This window comes from Rhodoferax sp. GW821-FHT07G04 (genome assembly GCF_059418585.1).
This window is the reverse complement of sequence record NZ_JBWKQD010000004.1, coordinates 173858-197268: the sequence shown is the minus strand read 5'-3', so window position 1 is coordinate 197268 and position 23411 is coordinate 173858. Positions and strand designations below refer to the sequence as shown.

The 23411-nt window shown below is 59.7% G+C and carries 21 protein-coding genes and 1 tRNA gene; 4 read left to right on the top strand and 18 right to left on the bottom strand.

Features of this window, described 5'->3' with window-relative positions:
* Window positions 1-55: 55 nt before the first annotated feature.
* Window positions 56-1048, bottom strand: coding sequence for an RluA family pseudouridine synthase (locus tag AC07OO_RS20220; protein WP_495083943.1), 993 nt, complete (start codon window positions 1046-1048; stop codon window positions 56-58).
* A 50-nt stretch (window positions 1049-1098) separates the two neighbouring features.
* On the opposite strand from AC07OO_RS20220, the gene AC07OO_RS20215 reads away from it, so the two are divergent.
* Window positions 1099-1905 (top strand): outer membrane protein assembly factor BamD, encoded by an 807-nt coding sequence (locus tag AC07OO_RS20215; protein WP_495083942.1) that lies wholly within the window; start codon window positions 1099-1101, stop codon window positions 1903-1905.
* On the opposite strand, the gene yoaA is transcribed toward AC07OO_RS20215, so the two are convergent.
* A complete protein-coding gene (gene yoaA / locus AC07OO_RS20210) occupies window positions 1877-3883 on the bottom strand; it encodes a DNA repair helicase YoaA (protein WP_495083941.1) in 2007 nt (668 codons plus the stop codon). The two genes, AC07OO_RS20215 and yoaA, sit on opposite strands and share 29 nt — an antisense overlap.
* Before the next feature lie 4 nt (window positions 3884-3887).
* A complete protein-coding gene (locus AC07OO_RS20205) occupies window positions 3888-4091 on the bottom strand; it encodes a YdcH family protein (protein ID WP_495083940.1) in 204 nt (67 codons plus the stop codon).
* A 111-nt stretch (window positions 4092-4202) separates the two neighbouring features.
* Here AC07OO_RS20205 and AC07OO_RS20200 point away from each other — a divergent pair, with 111 nt between their 5' ends.
* Window positions 4203-4964 carry a PP2C family protein-serine/threonine phosphatase gene (locus tag AC07OO_RS20200; protein ID WP_495083939.1) on the top strand — a complete coding sequence of 254 codons (762 nt, stop codon included), beginning with the start codon at window positions 4203-4205 and terminating at the stop codon, window positions 4962-4964.
* A 10-nt stretch (window positions 4965-4974) separates the two neighbouring features.
* Here the strand turns inward: AC07OO_RS20200 and AC07OO_RS20195 are convergent, their stop codons facing one another.
* The 5 genes from AC07OO_RS20195 to AC07OO_RS20175 all read right to left on the bottom strand — a co-directional run bounded on the left by AC07OO_RS20195 (window position 4975) and on the right by AC07OO_RS20175 (window position 12471).
* Window positions 4975-5601, bottom strand: a complete 627-nt coding sequence (locus tag AC07OO_RS20195; protein WP_495083938.1) for a hypothetical protein — start codon at window positions 5599-5601, stop codon at window positions 4975-4977.
* Complete coding sequence (gene zapE, locus AC07OO_RS20190; protein ID WP_495083937.1) at window positions 5598-6695, bottom strand: cell division protein ZapE; 1098 nt, start codon at window positions 6693-6695, stop codon at window positions 5598-5600. The genes AC07OO_RS20195 and zapE overlap by 4 nt, the downstream gene beginning before the upstream one ends.
* Window positions 6696-6780: 85 nt before the next feature.
* Window positions 6781-8208: a dihydrolipoyl dehydrogenase gene (lpdA, locus tag AC07OO_RS20185; RefSeq protein ID WP_495083936.1), complete on the bottom strand. Its 1428-nt coding sequence runs from the start codon at window positions 8206-8208 to the stop codon at window positions 6781-6783.
* A gap of 60 nt (window positions 8209-8268) precedes the next feature.
* Window positions 8269-9537: a 2-oxoglutarate dehydrogenase complex dihydrolipoyllysine-residue succinyltransferase gene (odhB, locus tag AC07OO_RS20180; RefSeq protein ID WP_495083935.1), complete on the bottom strand. Its 1269-nt coding sequence runs from the start codon at window positions 9535-9537 to the stop codon at window positions 8269-8271.
* A gap of 42 nt (window positions 9538-9579) precedes the next feature.
* A complete protein-coding gene (locus AC07OO_RS20175; RefSeq protein WP_495083934.1) occupies window positions 9580-12471 on the bottom strand; it encodes a 2-oxoglutarate dehydrogenase E1 component in 2892 nt (963 codons plus the stop codon).
* Window positions 12472-12807: 336 nt separating this feature from the next.
* On the opposite strand from AC07OO_RS20175, the gene AC07OO_RS20170 reads away from it, so the two are divergent.
* A complete protein-coding gene (locus tag AC07OO_RS20170; protein WP_495083933.1) occupies window positions 12808-13266 on the top strand; it encodes a YybH family protein in 459 nt (152 codons plus the stop codon).
* Window positions 13267-13457: 191 nt separating this feature from the next.
* Here AC07OO_RS20170 and AC07OO_RS20165 read toward each other — a convergent pair.
* The 10 genes from AC07OO_RS20165 to AC07OO_RS20120 all read right to left on the bottom strand — a co-directional run bounded on the left by AC07OO_RS20165 (window position 13458) and on the right by AC07OO_RS20120 (window position 22923).
* Window positions 13458-13534 (bottom strand) — tRNA-Pro (locus tag AC07OO_RS20165).
* 39 nt (window positions 13535-13573) lie between these two features.
* A complete protein-coding gene (locus AC07OO_RS20160; protein ID WP_495083932.1) occupies window positions 13574-14020 on the bottom strand; it encodes a MerR family transcriptional regulator in 447 nt (148 codons plus the stop codon).
* A 121-nt stretch (window positions 14021-14141) separates the two neighbouring features.
* Window positions 14142-14459 carry an integration host factor subunit alpha gene (locus tag AC07OO_RS20155; RefSeq protein ID WP_495083931.1) on the bottom strand — a complete coding sequence of 106 codons (318 nt, stop codon included), beginning with the start codon at window positions 14457-14459 and terminating at the stop codon, window positions 14142-14144.
* A gap of 37 nt (window positions 14460-14496) precedes the next feature.
* On the bottom strand, window positions 14497-16932 hold the full coding sequence (gene pheT / locus AC07OO_RS20150; RefSeq protein ID WP_495083930.1) for a phenylalanine--tRNA ligase subunit beta: 2436 nt from the start codon (window positions 16930-16932) through the stop codon (window positions 14497-14499).
* Window positions 16933-16961: 29 nt separating this feature from the next.
* The gene (gene pheS, locus AC07OO_RS20145) at window positions 16962-18032 is read right to left on the bottom strand and encodes a phenylalanine--tRNA ligase subunit alpha (protein WP_495083929.1); all 1071 of its coding nucleotides are present in this window, start codon (window positions 18030-18032) and stop codon (window positions 16962-16964) included.
* 116 nt (window positions 18033-18148) lie between these two features.
* Window positions 18149-18508, bottom strand: coding sequence for a 50S ribosomal protein L20 (gene rplT, locus AC07OO_RS20140; protein WP_495083928.1), 360 nt, complete (start codon window positions 18506-18508; stop codon window positions 18149-18151).
* Window positions 18509-18533: 25 nt separating this feature from the next.
* The gene (gene rpmI / locus AC07OO_RS20135) at window positions 18534-18737 is read right to left on the bottom strand and encodes a 50S ribosomal protein L35 (RefSeq protein WP_094481090.1); all 204 of its coding nucleotides are present in this window, start codon (window positions 18735-18737) and stop codon (window positions 18534-18536) included.
* A gap of 169 nt (window positions 18738-18906) precedes the next feature.
* Window positions 18907-19503, bottom strand: coding sequence for a translation initiation factor IF-3 (infC, locus tag AC07OO_RS20130; protein ID WP_495084119.1), 597 nt, complete (start codon window positions 19501-19503; stop codon window positions 18907-18909).
* Window positions 19504-19580: 77 nt separating this feature from the next.
* Complete coding sequence (gene thrS / locus AC07OO_RS20125; RefSeq protein ID WP_495083927.1) at window positions 19581-21491, bottom strand: threonine--tRNA ligase; 1911 nt, start codon at window positions 21489-21491, stop codon at window positions 19581-19583.
* A gap of 232 nt (window positions 21492-21723) precedes the next feature.
* Entirely contained in the window at window positions 21724-22923 is a 1200-nt protein-coding gene (locus tag AC07OO_RS20120; protein WP_495083926.1) for a hypothetical protein, read from the bottom strand.
* Between the two features lie 155 nt (window positions 22924-23078).
* On the opposite strand from AC07OO_RS20120, the gene AC07OO_RS20115 reads away from it, so the two are divergent.
* Window positions 23079-23378, top strand: coding sequence for a flagellar basal body protein (locus tag AC07OO_RS20115; protein ID WP_495083925.1), 300 nt, complete (start codon window positions 23079-23081; stop codon window positions 23376-23378).
* Window positions 23379-23411: the final 33 nt, after the last annotated feature.

Sequence of the window (23411 nt, the reverse complement as noted above, 5' to 3'; positions counted from 1 at the left end):
CGGCAGCAGATGTGAAGGATTCACCGTGCCTGGCCCTGGCAATGTCCCAAGGCGCCTACGGGTTTTCAACCCGCGCACTGGAATTGTAGCGCAGGCCCCAGTTGGAGAGAAGGGAATTGAAATCCTCTGGCGGCGCAACCTCAAAGACCAGGGGCTGCGCTGTGATCGGGTGCACAAAGGCCAAGCGAACAGCATGCAAAGCCTGCCGCTGCATGCCGGCGACCGGGCTCCCACCATACACCCCGTCTGCAACAAGAGGATGGTCCAAAGAAGCCATGTGTACGCGGATCTGGTGGGTTCTACCCGTGTGCAAAATGCAGCGCACAAAGCACCCTTCGTCTGCATTGCCTAGCAGCACAAAGTCGGTCTTGGCCGTCTTTCCTGCCTGGCTTTCTATATCCACAACCGCCATGCGCAAGCGATTGCGAGGATCTCTGCCGATCGGGGCCTCCACGGTGCGATTCGTCGGCCCACTCCAAGTGCGATGGGCTACCGCAAGGTATTGTCGACTGACATCGCGCGCGGCAATGGATTGCACCAAGGCATCCATGACCGTACGGCTGCGCGCCACGACCATCAAGCCACTGGTATCTTTATCCAGGCGGTGGACGATGCCAGCCCTTGGAACCATGGCAATCGCCGGGTCGTGGGCCAATAAACCATTGAGCAAGGTGCCGCTCCAATTGCCAGGTGCGGGATGCACAACAAGCCCCGGTGGTTTGTTGATCACGATCAGATGCTCATCTTGAAACACCACGTCCAGCCGCATGGCCTGCGGGGTGAAAGCCTGGCTCTGGGGCGTAGGGCGCAATTCGATGACCAGCAGGTCACCGGCTTTGACCTTCTGCGAGGCTTTGTGCGCGGTCTGCGTGTTGACCGATACCAAGCCCGCTTCGATGAGTTGCTGCAAGTAGCTTCTGGAAAACTCAGGGGCCGCATCGACCAGGGCCCGGTCTAAACGGGCGCCGTGCTGCTCGGCCGAAACGCTGTACTTGCGCCACTCGACCTCGGTTGTGGCATCCTCCACCTCTTCGGCGTCCGTCGCCATGGCGTCGCTCGATATAATTCCTGCGCTCTGTTTCAAGAAAGTTTCCTAACATGCTTCGTGTCAAATTATCGGTCGTTTGCGTTTCACTGCTTGCGACCGTCGCACTCTTGACCGCCGGTTGCTCCAGCACACCGATCGACAAGACTGCCGCGATGAGTCCCACCAGAATCTACGCAGAGGCCAAGGAGGAGATGGCGGCAGGGCAATGGGAGCGCGCCATTCCGCTGCTGGAAAAACTGGAGTCGCGTGCCGCCGGCACGCCCCTGGCACAACAGGCCCAGTTGGAAAAAGCCTACGCACAGTACAAATCTGCAGACACGGCACAGGCATTGGCAACGCTGGAGCGCTTCATGAAGTTGCACCCGGTCAGTCCGGCCATGGACTATGCGATCTACCTCAAGGGCGTGATCAACTTCAATGACGACCTTGGCTTGTTTGCAAAGTTTACGCGCCAGGATTTGACGGAGCGCGATCAGAAGGCATCCAAAGAGTCATTTGAAGCCTTCAAAGAATTGGTAGACCGCTTCCCGGATTCTCGCTACGCCAACGACGCGCGCCTGCGCATGAACTACATCGTAAGCTCCTTGGCGCAATACGAGGTGCACGTGGCACGCTACTACTTCAAACGCGGCGCCTACCTCGCTGCCGTGAACCGCGCCCAAGTGGCTGTGTCCGACTACCGAGAGGTGCCCGCCATCGAGGAAGCCCTGTACATCATGTACCGTTCCTACGAAGCCCTGGGCATGACGCAACTGCGTGACGACACCAAACGCGTGCTGGAGAAGAACTACCCCAAGTCAGACTTCCTGGTCTACGGCTCGCGTGCCATCAATGACCCATGGTGGAAGGTCTGGTAAGGTCAGACAGCGCCTGTGCAAACTGCGGCTGCGTCGTAATGCGCTGCATTGGCGGCAAGGCGGCCAAAATTCTGCGCCCATAGCCCATTTGGCTTAGACGCACGTCGCACACCACCAAGATTCCACGGTCCGTCTCGCGGCGGATCAAGCGCCCGGCTCCCTGCTTCAAGGCGATCGCCGCCTGAGGCACGTGATAGTGGTGGAACGGGTTACCGCCGTCGGCCTCCAATTGCCTGGCCCGTGCTTCCACAACCGGGTCACCAGGCGGCGAGAACGGCAGCTTGTCCACTACCACCAACTGCAAGGCCTCGCCCGGCACGTCGATCCCCTCCCAGAACGAGGCCGATCCGACAAGGATGCAACCATTGTTGCCCGGCACCGCGGCCCGCACAAATCGCTCCGTCAGCTCGCGCTTGGGTGACTCGCCTTGCAGCAAGACGTCCATGCAGGACAGCGGGCCAAAGTGCTCCCTGAGGGCGGTGGCAATATCGCGCATGGCGCGCAGCGTTGTCGTCAGCACCAGGGTCCGTCCGCCCAGCGCCTCCGCCCCCTGCGCCACCAAGCGCGCCACTGCGGCGCTATGGCCCGCGGCATTGGGTTTGGGTAGATCGCTGGGCAGGTACAGCGTGGCCTGGGCTTGGTAGTCGAAGGGGCTTTGCACCTGCAAGATCCGCGCGCCGTCCAAACCACAGGAGGCTACAAAATGTGCCATGGTTTCGTCATGCCCCAATGTGGCCGACGTAAAAATCCAGGACTTGCGGCTACCCGGCTCGGCCTGCGGTGCAAGAACACGTGTGCGCATGGCCTCGGCAACATCCAATGGCGATTGCACCAGCCTGACCTGCGACGCGCCAGCCTCCAGCCAACGCACGGCACCGGGCTGTACCGCATGCGAAAAAATGTCCAGTTCCGCCATCAAGCGCGAAGCCCGTTCATGCAAAGCCTTGAGTTCGGGTGATAAATCCTCCATGCTGCGCAACACCACATCGGTCTGTTGCAGCGCCGTATGCACATCCGCCACCACCTGCTGCCAGGCTATGGCATCTATGCCCGATGGCTGCGCTTCGTCCCAGGCCAAACGTGCGGGCGAGTTCGCCCCCCCGCACAGCAGGCGCAGGTCCGCCACACCGCGGGTAAGTGCCTCCTGCATGCTGGCCCAGTCTGGGTGGACCAGCAGCATCTTGTGGCCTTCCAACGCCAAATCGCGCCAGAAGTTATCCAACTGATGGGTTGTCAACTGGCGGCTGAGAAACTGCACACCAATTTCATTGAGTTGGTGGGCTTCGTCAAAGATCACCGACTGCACACTGGGCAGCAGTTCGGCCACGCCGGATTCGCGAATATTCAGGTCCGCAAAGAAAAGGTGGTGGTTGACGACCACCACGTCCGCCGCCAAGGCCTCGCGCCGGGCCAGATTGACATGGCAGTTGTGAATCTGCGGGCAGCGCGCGCCCAGGCAATTGTCCCGCGTGGATGTCACCAGCGGTATCGCTGGCGAACGCTCATCCAACTGCGTCAGTTCCGCCAAATCTCCCGCGCGGGTAGCCATAGCCCAGGTCTCGACCCGCGCCAAGTCCCGCTGTACCGTGACGCGGTGGGCGAGTTCATCTTGTCGGGCCAGACCCAGGCGGTGCATGCACAAATAGCTGCTACGCCCTTTGAGCAGCGCGGTGCGCACCGGTAGGCCCATTGCCTTGACCAAGCGCGGAATGTCACGGCCAAACAACTGGTCTTGCAGGGTTTTGGTGGCGGTAGAGACCAGCACTCTTGCGCCACTGAGCAGGGCTGGTACCAGATACGCAAAGGTCTTGCCAACACCCGTGCCGGCTTCCACGACCAGCACGCCCCCCGCCTCCATCGTGGAGGCCACGGCCTGGGCCATCTGGGCTTGCCCGCCACGGGGTGTGAACTCTTCTACACACCGCGCCAACACACCGTCCACGTCGAAGGCTTGCGCCACCGCAACCTGCAGGCCCATGGCTTCAGGCCGGCTCGTTGGGCTGGAGTTCGCGCTCGACCCGGGCAATTTCATCGCGCAACAGCAAACGGCGCTTCTTCAGGCGGCGTATCATCAATTCGTCGACCGGAGAATCGGTGGCGGCGCGGTCTATCAGGGCATCCAGATCGGCATGCTCCATGCGCAATTCAATCAAAAATCGCTCGGGCGAGTGGAGATTTGTTACCAAGGGTAATGGGGTTCAGTACGGGTTTAAACTACGGCAACAACGGTCGTGCTAGCTTGATAATACGACCATACTGTCCTTTTGCAGAAAGTATTGCTTCACCAGCAACCCAACATGGCCACAGGTTACCGACTCACTGCTTCTACCGGCATCCACAAAGGCGACCGCGAATACCAGCAGGACCAGATTGCGCTGCTCAAGCACCCCCGGGTCAATGGTTGCGTTCTGGCCATCGTTGCCGATGGCATGGGGGGCCGTAGTGGCGGTCGCAAAGCGTCGGACCAGGTCATGATGACCTCCAAGCAGTTGTTCGAGCGTTACGACCCCGACACCGATGACGCCTCCTCCATACTGTCCCAAGTGGTACAAGAGGCGCACGTTGTCATCAAGTTGACCGCCATCTCGTCAGAAGAAGAGCCGCACAGCACGCTAGCAGCATTTCTGATCAATGCTGGTGGCGATTGTCACTGGGCCCACACCGGTGATTCCCGCATTTACCACTTCCATGGAAACCGCTTTGTGAAGCGCACCATGGATCACTCCTATGTACAAGCCCTGGTCAACCGCGGTGAGATCACCGAGGAGCAGGCGGCGGTGCACCCCCAGTCCAACATTCTGATGGGCTGTCTGGGCACCGAAAACGATCCGCCCGTGGACTTCCACTTTATCCCGCAACTGCGCCCCGGTGATGTGCTGATGGCATGCAGCGACGGCGTTTGGCACTACTTCAATACCGGCGAGCTGGGATCGGTGTTGTCCACGCTGAGCGCACGCGAAGCCACCGAGTTTTTGATCGAAAAAGCCCGGGCGCGCGGCCGTGGTGTGGGTGACAACCTGTCGCTGGTCATCGTCAAGCTCGAACCGCTGACCCCCTGATTCAGTCCGCTTACTGCGGCGCCAGTGGCAAAGGTGGGCCGGCATCCTTGCCATGGTCCAACAGACGCTGATCGCGCTCTTTGCGCCGCTTCTCCAGGGCCTTTTGCTTTTCCGTATAGGCCGCGCGGTTTTGCTCCACCGTTGCGGCGTCCAAGCCTGACGCGGATTTGCTGCCCGCAGCCCTGGATGCGGCGCTCTGGGCTTGGTTACGGTGGTCACGCGCCTTGTCATCCAAGGCTTTTTGTCGGCCAACTTCGGTGATCTTCTCGGCTTGGGCCTCGACGTCTCTGTCGCGCTGCATGCGGTCTACCGCCTTGTCGCGTTCCTTTTGTAATTGGTCCTGACCTTTTTGTTGGCGCTGTTCGGCGTTCAACCGTCCCTCATGGCGTTTCAGATCGGCCAGCATCTGGCGCCTGCGTACACCTACCTGGTTTTGGCAATCGGTAACGGCAAATTTGGACCGGCAGGCCGCTTCTTCGGCATCCAGTTCAGCGGTTCTTTGTTGGCGGATGGCCTCTATGCGCGCCCGCTCCGCGTCGGCGCCGTTGGGCGCAGGCAGCACATCCCCCTGGGCCCAGGCCGAAGTGATGACAGTCACCATGCACAGCAATGCGGCAACACGCAAGTAGGCGGTCATGTGAGCCTTGTGTCCACCGTACGCCGCTCCAGCGACAGGTACTCGGCCGTTTGCATTTCACTCAGGCGCGACACCGTGCGCGGGAATTCATGGGCCATGGGGCCCTCGGTGTACAAATCCATGGGAGCCACTTCGGCCGACATCACCAACTTGACGCGCCGGTCGTACAGCACGTCAACCAACCAGGTGAAGCGCCGCGCTTCGGACGCCATGCGCAATGGCATGTAGGGCACATCGCTCAAAAAGACCGTGTGGAACTGGGTTGCGATTTCCAGATAGTCGTTCTGGGAACGCGGGCCGCCGCACAGCGATTTGAAGTCGAACCACACCACGCCTCCGGCCTTGCGGCGCGCCCAGATATTGCGTGCTTCGATATGCAGCACGGGTTCTTCATCATGGGTTTCGACCAGGGCATTGAAGGCCTGCTCCATCGCGGCGTCCGCGTCAGGCCCATTGGGCGTGTGGTACAGCGTCAAGGCCTCCAGCGTGCGCTTGCGGTAGTCCGTGCCATTGTCGACATTGATGACGTCCAGCTTGTCGTTCAACAGCGCAATGGCGGGCAATATGCGGTCGCGATGCAGGCCGTTGGGGTAGAGGTCATCGGGCCGGAAGTTGGACGTGGTGACCATGCCCACACCATTGTCAAACAGTGCCGCCAACAGCCGGTGCAGGATCATGGCATCGGTGATGTCAGCCACATGGAATTCATCAAAGCAGATCAGGCGAAAGCGCTTGGCAATGCGCCTGGCCAACTCATCCAGCGGATTCACCGTGCCCTGCAACTCGGCCAACTCGCGGTGCACCTCGCGCATGAACTCGTGGAAGTGCAGGCGGGTTTTGCGCCTGAGCGGCACCGCGTTGTAAAAGCAGTCCATCAAAAAGCTTTTGCCCCGCCCTACCCCGCCGTGCATGTACACACCGCGTGGGATATCAGGCCGGTTGATCAGCTTCTTGAAGGCATTGGAACGCTGCTCCTTGAACTCAATCCACTCCTGGGCACAGCGCTCCAGCGCGTCCACGGCGCGCAGTTGCGCCGGGTCAGCCACATAGCCACGCACGGCCAACTCGGCTTCGTAGGTCTCTTTGACGTTCAAAACAACGGCTTTCTGATTGCTATCAACTCAATAGCTACCAGCGCTTATTCCACGAGGGCTAGCGGCTACTTTCATCGAAGGGTAATCAGAAATTCAGGGTGCGCTTATCCACCGCCAATGCAGCTTCCTTGGTCGCCTCGCTCAGGGACGGGTGGGCGTGGCAGATGCGGGCGATGTCCTCGGCACTGGCGCGGAACTCCATGGCCACCACAGCCTCGGAAATCAGCTCGCTGGCCTGGGGGCCGACGATGTGCACGCCCAGGATTTCATCCGTTGTGGCATCGGCCAGAAACTTGACGAAACCGGTCGTGTCGCCCAAGGCGCGTGCGCGACCATTGGCCAAGAATGGGAAAGAGCCCGCCTTGTAGGCGCGGCCACTCGCCTTGAGTTGTTGCTCGGTCTGACCGACCCAGGCGATCTCGGGGCTGGTGTAGATGACCCATGGCACGGTGTTGAAGTTGACGTGCCCGTGTTGACCGGCAATACGCTCGGCCACGGCAACGCCCTCTTCTTCCGCCTTGTGCGCCAGCATGGGGCCGCGCACCACATCGCCCACCGCCCACACATTGGGCAGATTGGTCTTGCAATCGTCGTCCACGACGATGGCGCCACGCTCGTCCAGCTTCAGGCCTACTGTCTCGGCACCCAGGCCAATGGTGTTGGGCACGCGGCCAATGGAGACGATGAGTTTGTCCACTTCCAACGTCTGGGCTTCGCCCTTGGCGTTGGTGTAGGCAATGGACAGGCCCTTCTTGTTGGACGTGATCTCGCCGACCTTGACGCCCAGTTCGATCTTCAGGCCCTGCTTGGTGAAGGCCTTGAAGGCCTCCTTGGCGACCTGCTCGTCCACCGCGCCCAGGAAGGTCGGCAGGCCTTCCAGAATCGTGACTTCGGAACCCAGGCGGCGCCACACGGAGCCCATTTCCAGCCCAATGACGCCGGAGCCGATCAGGCCCAACTTCTTGGGCACCGCGCCTACACGCAAGGCGCCGTCGTTGGACAAAATGCGCTCTTCGTCGAAATGCGCACCTGGCAACGCACGGGCATTCGAACCCGTGGCCACGATGACGTGCTTGGCCAGCAACGACTCTTCGGTCGCACCCGCTACATTGATGACATAACCATCGGCACCTGCACTTACAAAAGAGCCACGGCCGTGGAAGAAGGCGATCTTGTTCTTCTTGAACAGGTACTGGATGCCGTCGTTGTTCTGCTTGACGACCATGTCCTTGCGCGCCAGCATCTTGCCCACATCCAGGTCCAGGCCCTTGACGGAGATGCCGTGGTCGGCAAAGTGGTGGCTGGCATGGTCAAAGTGTTCAGACGACTGCAACAGCGCCTTGGATGGGATGCAACCCACATTGGTACAGGTGCCGCCCAGTGCCGGGCCACCCTTGCTGTTCTTCCACTCGTCGATACAGGCTACGTTAAAGCCCAGTTGGGCTGCGCGGATGGCGGCCACATAGCCACCGGGGCCGCCACCGATGACGACCACGTCGAATTGTTTGCTCATAGTTTTCCTAATTAGTGGGGGACAGAGCTTCGCTACGCTACGGTCTGTCCCGCAAAGTCATCAAATATCAAACAACAAACGGGCTGGATCTTCCAGCGCGTCTTTCATGGCAACCAAGCCCAACACGGCTTCACGGCCGTCGATGATGCGGTGGTCGTAGGACATCGCGAAGTAGTTCATGGGGCGTACAACGACCTGCCCGTTTTCCACCATCGCACGTTCCTTGGTGGCGTGCACGCCGAGGATGGCCGACTGCGGTGGGTTGATGATGGGGGTAGACATCATGGAGCCGAACGTGCCGCCATTGGAGATGGAGAAGGTACCGCCGGTCATGTCTTCAATGCCCAGCTTGCCGTCCTTGGCCTTTTGGCCGAATTCGGCGATCTTCTTCTCGATGTCGGCAAAGCTCATCTGGTCCGCGTTGCGCAGAATCGGCACTACCAGACCGCGGGGGCTGCCCACGGCGATACCGATGTCGAAGTAGCCGTGGTAGACGATGTCGTTGCCATCCACCGACGCGTTCAGGACTGGGAACTTCTTCAGCGCGTGCACAGCCGCCTTGACGAAGAAGCTCATGAAGCCCAGCTTGACACCATGTTCCTTCTCGAAGCGCTCTTGCATGCGCTTGCGCATCTCCATGACCGGGGCCATGTTGATTTCGTTGAAGGTAGTCAGGATGGCGTTGGTCGATTGCGATTGCAACAGACGCTCGGCCACGCGGGCACGCAGGCGGCTCATGGGCACGCGCTGCTCGGGGCGGTTGCCCAGGTGCAAAGCCGTGGGCGCCGCGACCTGTGGCAGCGATGTGGCGGGAGCCCCCGTGGGAATTACGGCAGCCGCTACGGTTTTCGTAGCAGCACCAGCGGCTACCGCACCCAGCACGTCACCCTTGGTGACACGGCCGTCTTTGCCGGTGCCGGCCACGGCACTGGTGGACAGGTTGTTGTCGGCCAGCAGTTTGGCTGCGGCAGGCATGGCCACGCCGGCCATGGAGTTGCCGGCCGGTGCAGCCGCAGCGGCCGGAGCAGAGGCTGGTGCCGCTGCAGGTGCAGCAGCTGCAGCAGGGGCCGCGGCCACGCCGGGTTTGCCATCGGTGTCAATGCGGGCGATCAATTGCTCGGCGGCGACGGTAGCGCCATCGCCTTGCACGATCTCGACCAGCACGCCAGCGCTGGGGGCCGGCACTTCCAGTACCACCTTGTCGGTTTCGACTTCGATCAGGATTTCGTCGGCAGACACCGACTCACCCGCTTTTTTCTTCCACTGCAGCAGGGTGGCTTCGGCCACGGATTCAGACAGCTGGGGAACTTTGACTTCTACGATTGCCATGTTGATCTTTCAGAATACTTTTATGGGGTTGACGGCTGCGGCTTACTTGGAGAGGACAAAGCCCTTGAGCTTGCCAAACGCACCCTCAACCAATGCTTTCTGTTGCTCCTGGTGCAGGTGGGCATAACCCACCGCCGGCGAGGCCGACGCCGCGCGACCGGAGTACCCCAGACGCTGGCCGTCCACCATGTTCTCGTGGATGTTGTGCTGGATGAAGAACCAGGCGCCCTGGTTCTGCGGCTCATCCTGGCACCACACGATGTCAGTCGCATTCGGGTACTTCTTCAGCTCGGCCCCAAAGGCCTTGTGCGGGAACGGGTACAACTGCTCGACGCGGATGATGGCCACGTCATCGTGCCCTTTTTCCTCGCGCTTCTTGACCAGGTCGTAATACACCTTGCCGGAGCAGGCGACGACGCGCTTGACCTTGTCGGCCTTCAGCGCAGCGCTCTCGCCAATCACGGTCTGGAAGCCGCCCTTGGTGAACTCGGTCAGCGGCGAAGTAGCGTCCTTGTTGCGCAACAGCGACTTGGGCGTGAAGATGATCAGCGGCTTGCGCAGGTTGCGGATCATCTGGCGGCGCAGCACGTGGAAGATCTGCGAGGCTGTGGTGGGCTGCACGATCTGCATATTGGTGTCTGCCGCCAATTGCATGAAGCGCTCCAGTCGGGCCGAGCTGTGCTCGGGGCCTTGGCCTTCGTAGCCGTGGGGCAGCATCAGCGTGATGCCGTTGACGCGACCCCATTTCACCTCGCCGGAGGCGATGAACTGGTCGATAACCACCTGGGCGCCATTGGCGAAGTCGCCAAACTGGGCTTCCCAGATCACCAGCGTGTTGGGATCATTCGACGCGTAGCCGTATTCATAGGCCAGCACCGCCTCTTCGGACAGGATGGAGTCAATGACGACAAACGGAGCCTGATTCTCGGCCACATTCTGCAGCGGCGTATAGGTGCCGGCATCCCACTTTTCGCGGGCCTGGTCATGGATCACTGCATGGCGGTGGGTGAAGGTGCCACGGCCGCTGTCCTCGCCAGACAAGCGGACGGGGTAACCACTGGCCACCAGGGATGCAAAGGCCATGCTCTCGCCCATGCCCCAGTCCACATTGACCTCGCCGCGGCCCATGGCTGCACGGTCGTCGTAGACCTTTTTCACCAGGGAGTGGGGCGTGATGGTGGGAGGCAAGGTGGTGAACTTTTCCACCAGGCGCTTCCACTCGGTCAGCGGGATGGCGGTGTCGCCGGCATCGGTCCACTTCTTGCCCAGGAAGGGCGACCAGTCCACTGCGTATTTGCTCTTGAAGTTGGTCAGCACCGGGTCCACCGTGTGTTTGCCCGCGTCCATCGCAGCACGGTAGGCCTTGACCATATCCTCACCCAGCGTTTCACCCAAGCCTTGCGCAGCCAGCTTGTCGGCGTACAGCTTGCGGGTGCCGGGGTGGGAGGCAATCTTTTTGTACATCAGCGGCTGGGTCAGCGCGGGTGTGTCCTGCTCGTTGTGACCCAGCTTGCGGAAGCAGGTGATGTCCACCACGACGTCCTGGCGGAATTCCATACGGTATTCCAGCGCCAGTTGGGTCGCCAACACCACGGCTTCGGGGTCGTCGCCGTTGACGTGCAGCACGGGTGATTCGACCATCTTGACAATGTCGGTACAGAACGCGCTGGAACGCATGTCGCGCGGGTCGGATGTCGTGAAGCCGATCTGGTTGTTGATGATGATGTGCACTGTGCCGCCGGTGGCGTAACCACGGGTCTGGGCCAGGCACAGGGTTTCCTGGTTGACGCCCTGCCCGCCAAAGGCCGCATCGCCGTGCACCAGCACGGGCAACACCTGCTTGCCCAGCGCGTCGCCACGGCGGTCCATGCGGGCACGTACCGAGCCTTCGACCACTGGGTTCACGATTTCCAGATGCGAAGGATTGAAGGCCAGCGACAGGTGAACCGGGCCGCCAGGGGTGGATACATCGGAACTGAAACCTTGGTGGTATTTCACGTCGCCGGCAGTCAGCTCTTCGGGGGCGGTGTGGTCAAACTCGGCGAACAGGTCGCCCGGCATCTTGCCCAGGGTGTTGACCAGCACGTTCAGGCGGCCGCGGTGAGCCATGCCGATGACGATTTCCTGCACGCCCTTGGCGCCGGCTTGCTGGATCAACTCGTCCATGGCAGCAATGAAGCTTTCGCCACCTTCCAGTGAGAAGCGCTTTTGCCCTACGTACTTGGTGTGCAGGAAGCGCTCCAGGCCTTCGGCCGCGGTCAGGCGGTCCAGAATCTGCTTCTTCTTATCCGCGCTGAATTGGGGCTTGCTGCGGATGGATTCCAGCTTTTGTTGCCACCAGCGTTTCTGATTCTGGTCGGTGGCATACATGTACTCCACGCCAATGGTGCCGCAGTAGGTTTCATGCAAGGCATTCATCAGGTCGCGCAGACTCATGGTGTCGCGGCCGAAGAAGGTGTTGCTGGTGTTGAAAACGGTTTCCTGGTCCGCATCGCTGAAGCCGTAGAACGAGAGTTCCAGCTCAGGAATGTTGTCGCGCTCCTGGCGCTTCAGCGGGTCCAGATCAGCCCAACGGGCGCCGACATTGCGGTAAGCCGCGATCAATTGCTGTACCGCGGTGCGCTTGCGGCCCATTTCCGAGTCTGCACCGGTGGCCAGCACGACTTGCGTGCCACCTTGCTTAGCCCGTTCGGCAAAGGCGTTGATGACGGGCAGATGGGGCACATCGCGCGCATTGGTGCCGTCGACGGCGGGCACGTGCTGCAGGGCGTCGAAGTAGTCGCGCCAGGTATCGGGCACGCTGCCGGGATTGGCAAGGTAGTTTTCGTACATCTCTTCGACGTATGGCGCATTGCCACCAAAGAGGTACGTATTGTTCGCGTATGTGCTGTAGACAGACGCTGTGCTCGTCTTCTGCGACGTGGACTCACTCATATTCCGCTGACCTCCGTTTCCCTTGAGGAAACATTAGCTGGTTAAAGCTGGTTTGATTAACCTTCCGCGGCACGGCTGAACCGTTTGGCGGATGCGACTGTGGCGTGGGAAGGGCCTAGTAACGGGGTGGATTGTGCCACCGTTTTCCAAACCGACAAATTTCCAGGGGCAGTCTGTCGGGATATCGCGACATCCGCGCACGCCTGCCGCAAGGGGCTTGTGCCTGCGGCCCCTCAGCGGCAATATGCAAGGCTTTGGTGGTCGTCAATCGCTTGCACACGCGTGCCGCCGGCGGTTGTCGCCCCCTCGTTTCCACTCTATTTGGAGCTTTTCTATATGCGAATCAGCGCTGCGCTGTTGTTGAGTCTTTGCGTCGCCAGTTGCGCCACGTCCCAGCCCCCGGCTATCGACCCGGCAAGCGCCAAAGAACAGGTTTTCGCCACAGAACGCGCTTTTGCCAAAACCATGGCGGACCGGGATCTGGCGGCATTTGCCAGCTTTGTGGCCAACGACACCGTGTTTTTCTCGGGGCCCAAGCCCTTGCATGGCAAACAGGCGGTCGTGGACTTTTGGTCCAAGTACTACAAAGCCCCGCAAGCCCCGTTCTCATGGGAACCCAAAGAGGTTGAGGTGCTGGACGCCGGCGATCTGGCCATCAGCTCCGGTCCGGCCTACGGCGCCGACGGCAAACAGTTCGGTACCTTCACTTCCATCTGGCGCCGTGAGGCACCCAATACGTGGCGCATCATTTTCGACAAGGGCAACCCGGTATGTGATTGTGTGAAGGCGCAGTAGAAGGAATACTCGCAGGCCATCAGCTATACATTTAGTAGCTGATGAAGCATATTCCACGAGGGCTAGAGGCCGATTAACCTCAAATTCGCGGATAATGGTTGTCAACATACCCAATATAGGTATTTTTTGCATCTCCCCGAAAGCAAAAAGCCTCCAAGGATTTCTCCTTGGAGGCTTTTTAACTTTTTAATTGGTCGGTGTGAAAGGATTCGAACCTTCGACCCCTTGCACCCCATGCAAGTGCGCTACCAGGCTGCGCCACACACCGATCGAGCCTCAAATTATAACCCGGCAAAAGGGCTAATTTTTAATTGGCAGCCAGTAACTCGCGAATTTCGAACAATTCCCTACGGACCTGCAGCAAATGCGCAGCGCTCTCGTCCGACATTTCGGGCGATTGGCTGTCTTCAAAGTCTTCCAGGTCGGCGTCATCGACCTCCAAAACTTCGACGCCCTCCAGCATGACTTCGCCATTGCGCTTTTTGTCGCGCTCGGTTTGCAGCAATTCCTGCATCTTGTTGCGGGCGCCGCTAATCGTGAAACCTTGGTCGTACAGCAAATCGCGGATGCGACGGATCATCAACACCTCATGGTGTTGGTAGTAGCGCCGATTGCCGCGCCGCTTCATCGGGCGCAGTTGCGTGAACTCCTGCTCCCAATACCGTAGCACATGGGGTTTGACGCCGCACAAATCCCCCACCTCACCGATGGTGAAATAACGCTTGGCGGGTATGGGGGGGAGAGTTTTCTCCATTGAAATCAATGCTGTACGAGGGAAAGCGTAGAGGTTACTCTAACTTTTGCCTCCGTGCAAAGATTCCATGAGATGAGGCCGTACAAACTGTTACGTTTGTGTCAAAAATGCCAGATAGGGCTCAGGACGTTTCCTGAATTTGCTCTTTGAGCTTGTGGCTGGCGTGGAAGGTCACCACACGGCGGGCGCGAATGGGGATGGCTTCGCCCGTGCGCGGATTGCGACCTGGACGCGGGGCCTTGGTGCGAATCTGGAAATTGCCGAAGCCAGAAATCTTGACGTCAGTCCCATCCACCAGGCTGGCGGCGATCAGATCGAAAAAGGCATCGATCATGTCCTTGGACTCGCGCTTGTTCAGACCAATCTGCTCAAACAGCAAATCGGCAAGCTGCGCCTTGGTCAGTGCCGGTGTCTCCAGACTTTCAACAGAGAAATCCATGGCTGCGCTGTCCTTTTCTTGTAACACGATGACTCCGTCAGACGCGCTGGCGGCCGCCCAAGGGGCCGGTCAGCTGTTCCACAATGGCTTTGACAGCCGACTCGATCTGCTCTTCGGACAGCGTGGCTTCATCGCTGTTGAGTGTCAGGCGCACGGCCAGACTGCGGTCCGCAGCGCCTTCGGCCACCACAGCATCCTTGGCCAGCTTGGGGCGGTAAACGTCGAACAGTTGCGCATCACGCAGCAGGCCTGCAGTGGGGGCCGCCCAGATGGCGGCCATCAGGGCGGCGTGGGTCACCTCATCCGGCACAACGATGGCAATGTCGCGCTGTACAGGCTGCAGCTTGGCAACGGGCTTGAATTCGGCGAGCTTGCGTTGCAGCACGGCATCGAGGTCCAACTCGAACAGCACTGGGGCCTGGGTCAACTCAAACTGTTGGCGCCATTGTGGATGGAGTTCCCCCACAAAACCAATGGACTTACCGTGCAGCAAGACCTCCGCACAACGGCCAGGGTGCATGGCGGGGTGCGCGCCGGGGACGAACTGGGCTTGCAGCGGCGCCAACAGCGCTTCGACATCGCCCTTGACATCAAAGAAGTCCACACCCTGCTCTTTGCGCCCCCACTGCAGCGCATCCGCGCCACCGCTGGCCAAACCGGCGATGCGCATGGGCTGGGCAAAACCGTCTACCGTAGCGTCCGTATTCTTGACCGATGCATCACGCAGGAAGACACGGCCCAGTTCGAACACGCGCACGCGCGGCTGTTTGCGCGCCTGGTTGAATTTCAGCACTTGCAACAAAGAGCCCAACAGCGATGAGCGCATGACGCTCATCTGGCTGGCGATGGGGTTGAGCAGCTTGATCGGGTTGGGGTTGCCCACCAGACCATGCTCCCAGGCTTCTTCGACAAAGCTGAAGTTGATCGTTTCCTGGTAGCCCAGGGCCGCCAGGGAGCGCCGCAACGCGAAGGGGCCGCGCTCGGATTCGGTGCGTACCTTGGCCGTGATCGGCGCCAGGGGTGGCGTATTCGGTAGGTTGTCGTAGCCGACCATGCGGCAGATCTCTTCGATCAGGTCTTCTTCAATCTGCAGGTCAAATCGGTAGGACGGCGGCACCAGGGTCAGAACGCCGTCTTTCAGCGTGGGCTTCAATCCCAAGCGAACCAAAGCATCCGTGCACTGGGCATCAGTCAATGGCATGCCGATGACCTTGCTGGCACGGGCGACGCGCACGCTGACCGGCGCGGGCACCGGCATGCGCGGCTGGTGGTCGTCCACCGGGCCGCAGCTGGTGCTGGGCGTGCCACAGATGTCGATGATGAGTTGGCTCAGGCGCTCAATATGTTCAACCGTCAGTTGCGGGTCCACACCCCGTTCAAAGCGATGGCCGGCATCCGTGGAGAAATTGAAGCGGCGCGAACGCCCGGCGATGGATTTGGGCCACCAGAAGGCTGCCTCGACATACACGTTTTGGGTGTCGTCCGACACCGCCGTGGCGTCACCGCCCATGATGCCGGCCAGGGACTCGACCTGCACGTCGTCGGCGATCACGCCCACTTTTTCATCGACGGTAACGGTATTGCCATTGAGCAGCTTGAGCTGTTCGCCGGCCCTGCCCCAACGCACGTCCAGGCCACCGTGGATCTTGTCCAGGTCGAAAATATGGGATGGGCGACCCAGCTCGAACATCACGTAATTGGAGATGTCGACCAGGGCCGTCACACTGCGTTGGCCGCAGCGGGCCAGACGGTCCACCATCCATTGGGGCGTTTTGGCCTTGGTGTTGACATTGCGGATCACGCGGCCGGAGAAGCGGCCACACAGGTCAGGGGCGCTGACCTTGACGGCGAGCTTGTCGCTATTGCTGACGGCTACGGCCAGGAATTCGGGCGCCAGTAGCGGCGCACCGGTCAGGGCGGACACCTCGCGCGCCACACCATAGACGCTCAGGCAATGCGCCAGATTGGGTGTCAGCTTGAGTGTGAACAGCGTGTCGTCCAGGTTCAGGTGTTCACGGATGTTCTGGCCCAGGGGCGCATCCGAAGCCAGTTCCAACAGACCGCCGTGGTCGTCGGCCAACTGCAGTTCCTTGGCGGAGCACAGCATGCCCTGGCTTTCCACACCGCGCAGCTTGCCGACCTTGATCACAAAGGGTTTGCCGTCCTCGCCCGGTGGCAGCTCGGCGCCTACCAATGCGCAGGGCACGCGAATGCCGACGCGGGCGTTGGGTGCGCCACAGACAATGTTGAGCAGCTCGGCTTGGCCCACGTCAACGGTACAGACCCGCAAGCGGTCGGCATTGGGGTGTTGCTCCGCAGTCTTGATTTCACCCACCACGATCCTGGTAAAAGGAGGCGCAACCGGCTTGAGTTCCTCGACTTCGAGGCCAGCCATGGTGAGGGTCTCGGCCAATACGGTGGTCGAGATGGGAGGATTGCAAAAGGCACGCAGCCAGGATTCAGGAAATTGCATGTTCGGACCGACTGTTTGTTTTGATGGGATTACTGAAATTGCGACAGAAAACGGATGTCGCCATCAAAGAACAGGCGCAGATCATTGACACCATAGCGCAGCATGGCCAACCGGTCGATGCCGGAGCCGAAGGCAAAGCCGATGTAACGCTCGGGGTCCAAGCCCATGTTGCGGATCACCTGGGGATGCACTTGGCCCGAACCCGAGACCTCAAGCCAGCGGCCTTTGAGCGGACCGGACTCGAACATGATGTCGATTTCGGCGCTGGGTTCGGTGAACGGGAAATAACTCGGCCGAAAGCGCAATTGCAGCGCATCGGTCTCGAAGAAGGTGGTGATGAAATTCAGGTAGATGGACTTCAAGTCCTTGAAGCTGATGTTCTCGCCCACCCACAGGCCTTCGACCTGGTGGAACATCGGCGAGTGCGTGGCATCGCTGTCCACACGGTAGGTACGACCGGGCGCAATGACACGAATCTCGGGCATGGCGCCACTGTACAAACCGTCGCCAGCATCACCGGCTGCGGCGCGGTGCTTCTTGACGTGCTGCACGGCGTAGCGGATTTGCATGGGGCTGGTGTGTGTGCGCAGCAAATTAGGCGCAGTGGCAGAGCCACCTTCCACGTAGAAGGTGTCGTGCATGGAGCGCGCGGGATGGTCTTCCGGCGTATTGAGCGCCGTGAAGTTGAACCAGTCGGCCTCGATCTCGGGGCCCTGGGCCACATCAAAGCCCATGGAGCCGAAGATGGCCTCGATGCGTTCCTGCGCCAGGGATACGGGGTGCAAACCGCCCTGCCCGCGCTGGCGGCCCGGCAGGGTCACATCCAAGGCTTCTGCTCGGAGTTGTGCGGCCAACTCGGCATCGGCCATAGCCTGGCGCGCGCTGGTCAACGCGGCTTCAATCGCCTGCTTGGCCAGGTTGATCGCGGCTCCGCGGGTCTTCTTTTCTTCGACACTCAGGGCGGCCATGCCCTTCATCAGCTCGGTCATGCGGCCAGACTTGCCCAAAAATAGGGCCTTGGCGTTTTCCAGATCGGCAGGGGTGGCGGCCTGTTGGAATGCGGCCTGGGCGGCGTCAACTATGGGCTGGAGGTCGTTCATTTGTGCGAAGTAAAACTGTGTCGGAGAGAATTGAAAAAGGGCTAGTGCTTTTTCAAGCCCTAGCCCTTGTTCTTGGTGCGTAGAGCGCTATTGAAACAATAGCGCTCGGTCGCGAATCAAGCAGCCAGCTTGGCCTTGACTTGCTCCACGATGCCAGCAAAAGCCACCATGTCGTGGATAGCGATATCGGACAGAACCTTGCGGTCGATCTCAATATTGGCTTTCTTCAGACCGTTGGCGAATTGGCTGTATGTCAGACCGCACTGGCGTGCTGCGGCATTGATACGGGCAATCCACAACTGGCGGAAGACACGCTTCTTGGTACGGCGGTCACGGTAGGCATATTGCCCAGCCTTCATTACCGCTTCTTTAGCGATACGGAAGACATTACCGCGGCGACCACGGAAACCTTTTGCAAGGGCCAGAACTTTTTTATGGCGGGCGCGAGCCGTTACACCACGTTTGACGCGAGGCATGTGATTACTCCTTGTTCGTCGTTAATTAAATACCACGGCCTGGCAGCATCTGTGCCATGTGACCCATATTGGTCTCATGAACTCCAGTGGAGCCGCGCAAGTGGCGTTTATTTTTGGTGGTCTTCTTGGTCAAGATGTGACGTTTGAAGGCTTGGCCGCGCTTGACGGTTCCACCAGGACGGACGCGGAAGCGTTTCTTCGCCGCGCTCTTGGTCTTCATTTTGGGCATGTAATGCTCCTTCTACTTTGTGCTCGTGAGGCGTCTGGAAACTGCTTCCAGCCTTGTTGGCCCCGAGCCACTTTTAAGTGGCGCCTTTCAGCATTCCACTTGTGTGGCGAGTTTCTAGGCTCTCCACTTCATTTCTGCCGGTGACCGTACCGGCAGAAAGAATCTTTGTTTACGCCGCCGCTGCGGGTGTTTCCGCCGCGGGCTTGGCTGCGCCACCGGGCTTCTTACGGCCTGGCGCGATCATCATGATCATCTGGCGACCTTCCAGCTTGGGGAACTGCTCCACGATGATGGTGTCGCCCAGTTCGTCGCGCATACGCTGCAACATCGCCAAACCAATTTCCTGGTGGGTGATTTCGCGACCCCGAAAACGCAAAGTGATCTTGCACTTGTCGCCATCGGCCAAGAAACGCCGAATATTGCGCATCTTGATGTTGTAGTCGCCGTCATCGGTACCCGGACGGAACTTGATTTCCTTGATTTCGATAACCGTCTGCTTGGCTTTCGCTTCCGCCGCCTTCTTCTGCTCCTGGTACTTGAACTTGCCGTAGTCCATCAACCGGCATACCGGCGGATTGGCCGTAGCCGCAATCTCAACCAGATCAACATCCAGATCGCCTGCCATACGCAGGGCTTCCATCAGGCTGACGACACCTAGCGGCTCATTATCGGGGCCGGAGAGGCGAACCTCTGGGGCCATGATTTCCCGGTTTAGGCGGTGTTTACGTTCTTCACGCTGACGGCGGTCACGAAATTCAGTAGCGATGGCTCAGTTCCTTCACAATATCTTTGCTACCAAAAAAGTAGCTACAGCCGCACAATCCACGCGGACAAACCAACTCATTAAGCCGACTTGTTGGCAATGTCACCCAGGATTTTCTGCACAAAGGCATCAAGGGGCATTGCACCGAGGTCTTGACCACCCCGGGCGCGCACTGCAACAGCACCTGCTGCCATTTCCTTATCGCCAATAACGACGAGGTACGGCAGCTTCTGCATCGAATGCTCCCGTATTTTATACGTAATCTTCTCGTTGCGCAGGTCTAAATTGACTCTAAGCCCTTGATTTTGCAGCGTTTTAGCCACGGAACGGGCATATTCGGCTTGGGCGTCGGTGATATTGAGCACCGCCACCTGGACCGGCGCCAGCCATGCCGGCAAAGCGCCAGCGCTGCCTTCGATCAAAATTCCGATGAAACGCTCCAGGCTACCCACAATGGCGCGGTGCAGCATGATCGGGCGGTGGCGGGCCCCGTCTTCACCGACAAATTCGGCGTCCAGACGCTCTGGCATATTGGGGTCGATCTGGATGGTGCCGCACTGCCAGGGGCGGCCCAGCGCGTCTTTCAGCGTGTATTCGATCTTGGGGCCGTAGAAGGCGCCCTCGCCCGGCAGGTACTCAAACTCACATCCGGATGCACGCAGGCCTTCCGCCAGGGCGGCCTCGGCGCGGTCCCAGCTTTCCTCGGTGCCGATGCGCTGATCAGGGCGTGTCGCGATCTTGTAGATGATGTTGTGAAAGCCAAAGTCCGCGTAGACCTTTTGCAGCAGCATGGTGAAGGCCTTCACTTCGCCCTGGATCTGGTCCTCAGTACAAAAGATGTGGCCATCGTCTTGTGTAAAAGCGCGCACACGCATGATGCCGTGCAGGCCGCCCGAGGGCTCGTTGCGGTGGCAGGCACCGAATTCACCAAAGCGCAGCGGCAGGTCGCGGTAGCTCTTGACGCCGTGCTTGTAGATCAGGATGTGACCGGGGCAGTTCATCGGCTTGAGCGCGTAGTCGCGCTTTTCCGACTCGGTGACGAACATGTTCTCGCGGTACTTGTCCCAGTGGCCGGTCTTCTCCCACAGCCCCTGGTCCAGGATCTGCGGACCTTTGACTTCCTGGTAGCCGTTGTCCTGGTAGACCTTGCGCATGTACTGTTCCACGCCCTGCCACAGCGTCCAGCCCTTGGGGTGCCAGAACACGGTGCCGGGGGAATGCTCGTCAATGTGGAACAGGTCCAGCTCACGGCCTAGTTTGCGGTGGTCGCGCTTCTCGGCCTCTTCCAGCATTGTCAGATGCTGCTGCAATTCATCCTTCGTGGCCCAGGCTGTACCGTAAATACGCTGCAGCATTTCGTTCTTATGGTCACCACGCCAGTAAGCACCGGCCACTTTCATCAGCTTGAAAAACTTCAGTTTTCCGGTGCTGGGCACGTGAGGACCACGGCACAGGTCTTCAAACTTGCCTTCGCGGTACAGCGACACGTCCTGATCCGCAGGAATGCTTTCAATGATCTCGGCCTTGTAGTGCTCGCCCAAGCTTTTGAAATAGGCCACGGCCTCATCGCGCGGCAACACCCGGCGTGTGACCGGTTCGTCCAAAGCCGCCAGCGCCGTCATCTTTTTCTCGATGGCAGCCAAGTCTTCGGGTGTGAATGGGCGCTTGTAGGAAAAGTCGTAAAAGAAGCCGTGCTCGATGACCGGGCCAATGGTCACCTGCGCCTCGGGGAACAATTCTTTCACCGCATAGGCCAATAAGTGGGCCGTGGAGTGGCGAATGACCTCCAGGCCGTCGGCGTCTTTACCGGTAATGATGGACAGCGCACTATTGGCTGTCATCTGGAAGCTGGTGTCCACCACCTTGCCATCCACCTTGCCCGCCAGCGCGGCCTTGGCCAGGCCTGCACCGATGGATGCGGCGACATCGGCCACGGTGACGGGGCCGGGAAATTCACGTTGGGAACCATCGGGAAGCGTAATTTGAATCATGGTGGGTACCTAAAAAGAGTCGATCAGAAAAGCAAAAAGCGCGGAACGGTCCGCGCTTAACTATGAATTTGGTAGCTGGCGACGCACAAGGCGCGCGGACTACGGCCTTATTCGCTTGTCGTGAATGTCGCCGGTGTAGTTCGCGGTGTCATAACCAGATTGCCTTTCTCGCTCTTATACAAAGTTGATAGCAGGATTTTAACCGCATTCAGTCCGCGCTAAATCGTCGCAGTCAGTCGCTCCAGACGGCACTGACGATCGCCCAGTTGGTATTGCCTGGCCCTTCATCCATCGCATTGGACGTGGACGCCGCCACGTAGACACGGTATTTGCCATCCTGTGTGTGCACCATGACGGGGTCATTCAGTGAATAAATGGTGACGCCGACACTGGCAAAGTCCGAGGTCTTCAGGCGTACGCCGGGCTCGCGCGCGTAGGTCAGGCCGTCGCCGCTGATGAAGCTGTGAATCTCATTGGCCCGCATCGTCACCATGCGCCTGCGGCCATCTGCCAACAACAGTGTCTTGTTGTCGATGAAAGAACTGCCACCGCCACCCGCGTCATCATCGCCAAGGACATTGCCCTTCAAGAGGCTGAAGCTCAGGCCATTGTCGGTCGATCGGGCCATGCGCAGATTGTTCTTGCCAGCCAAGTCACCCACATAGATCAGCACCACGGAGCCGTCACCAGCAACATAACTGTCGTACACACCCAGGCTGTTGTTGTCTGCCGCGGCGGGGGCGTAGCGTGTGCCGGCGTCGGCGGCGAAGCTATTGCCGTCCGCGGAGCTGTAACTTCCCATGGTCTTGGCGACCAGGTCGTATTGGTAGAGCCGCCACGTCTTGCCGTCGGGCATCAGGGTTCTGCGCGAGTCCACCGATCGGTTGCCATAGGTCAGCACGGTGGGATTTGCAAAATTCAGCCCGTCGCTGGCCGACTGGAAGCGCGTGGCGCTGCCGCCGCCTCGGTCTTGATAGCCCAGGTAGGTGATACCGTTGCTGGCAACCGAGGCAAATGGATTGCTGGCCATGGCAACACGCACACCGGGATCGGGCACCAGGCGCGGGCTTTTGCGGGCCACGATCTGACCGAATTGCAGAGGGTTGCTGCCAGGCACGAGCACCAGGGTGGCGGCGTAGTAATCGCTGCCAACCCCCACCGATGGAATGCTGACGGTACTTCCGTCATACGTAGCAGGGTCATAGCAGGCATTTGTTGTCACGGCGGCGCCATCCAGCTTGAACGCCATCGCCGAACCACCCAGCAGCGATAGCGTGGCCGCATATTTGGTAGCGCCAACCACCGCCGCCGGCACAGCCAGTGCCCCCGTCGACGCGTTGTAACTGGCGTTACAGGTGGCGCGCTGGGCTACAGCCGCGCCGCAGCTGGCGGTCAACACCAAGGCCATAGGCCATGACCAAAGGAACTTCATACGCACACCTCCTGCTGCGCCGCAGCGGTCGGCCCTGGCGGCGAAACGCCGGCCTTCCACTCTATGGCTTTTATCGCGTTTGTATCCAAGCCCGATTTGGACTATTGTTGAGCCATAGAGCACATCACCCCAATAAACGCCCCGCACACAACACCATGGCATCCGTTGCATCCATTTCCCTATCGGGCATGAACGCTGCACAAGCGCGGCTGGACACATCTGCCCATAACGTCGCCAATGTCGAAACCAGCCCGTTCAAACGGCAAGAGGTGGTGCAGACCGAGCAGAAGAATGGCGGTGTCACAACGGCGTTCAGTAAGTCCGGCGTCGAGGGCTCGGCTCTGGAAACCGACATGGTTGCGCAGTTGCAGGCCAAAAACGCTTTCCTGGCGAACCTCAATGTGTTCAAAACCAGCAGCCAGATGAGTGGGACGTTGTTGGATCTAAAGGCCTGAAGGCCCAGAAAAAATCCCCCAAGCCAGTGAAGG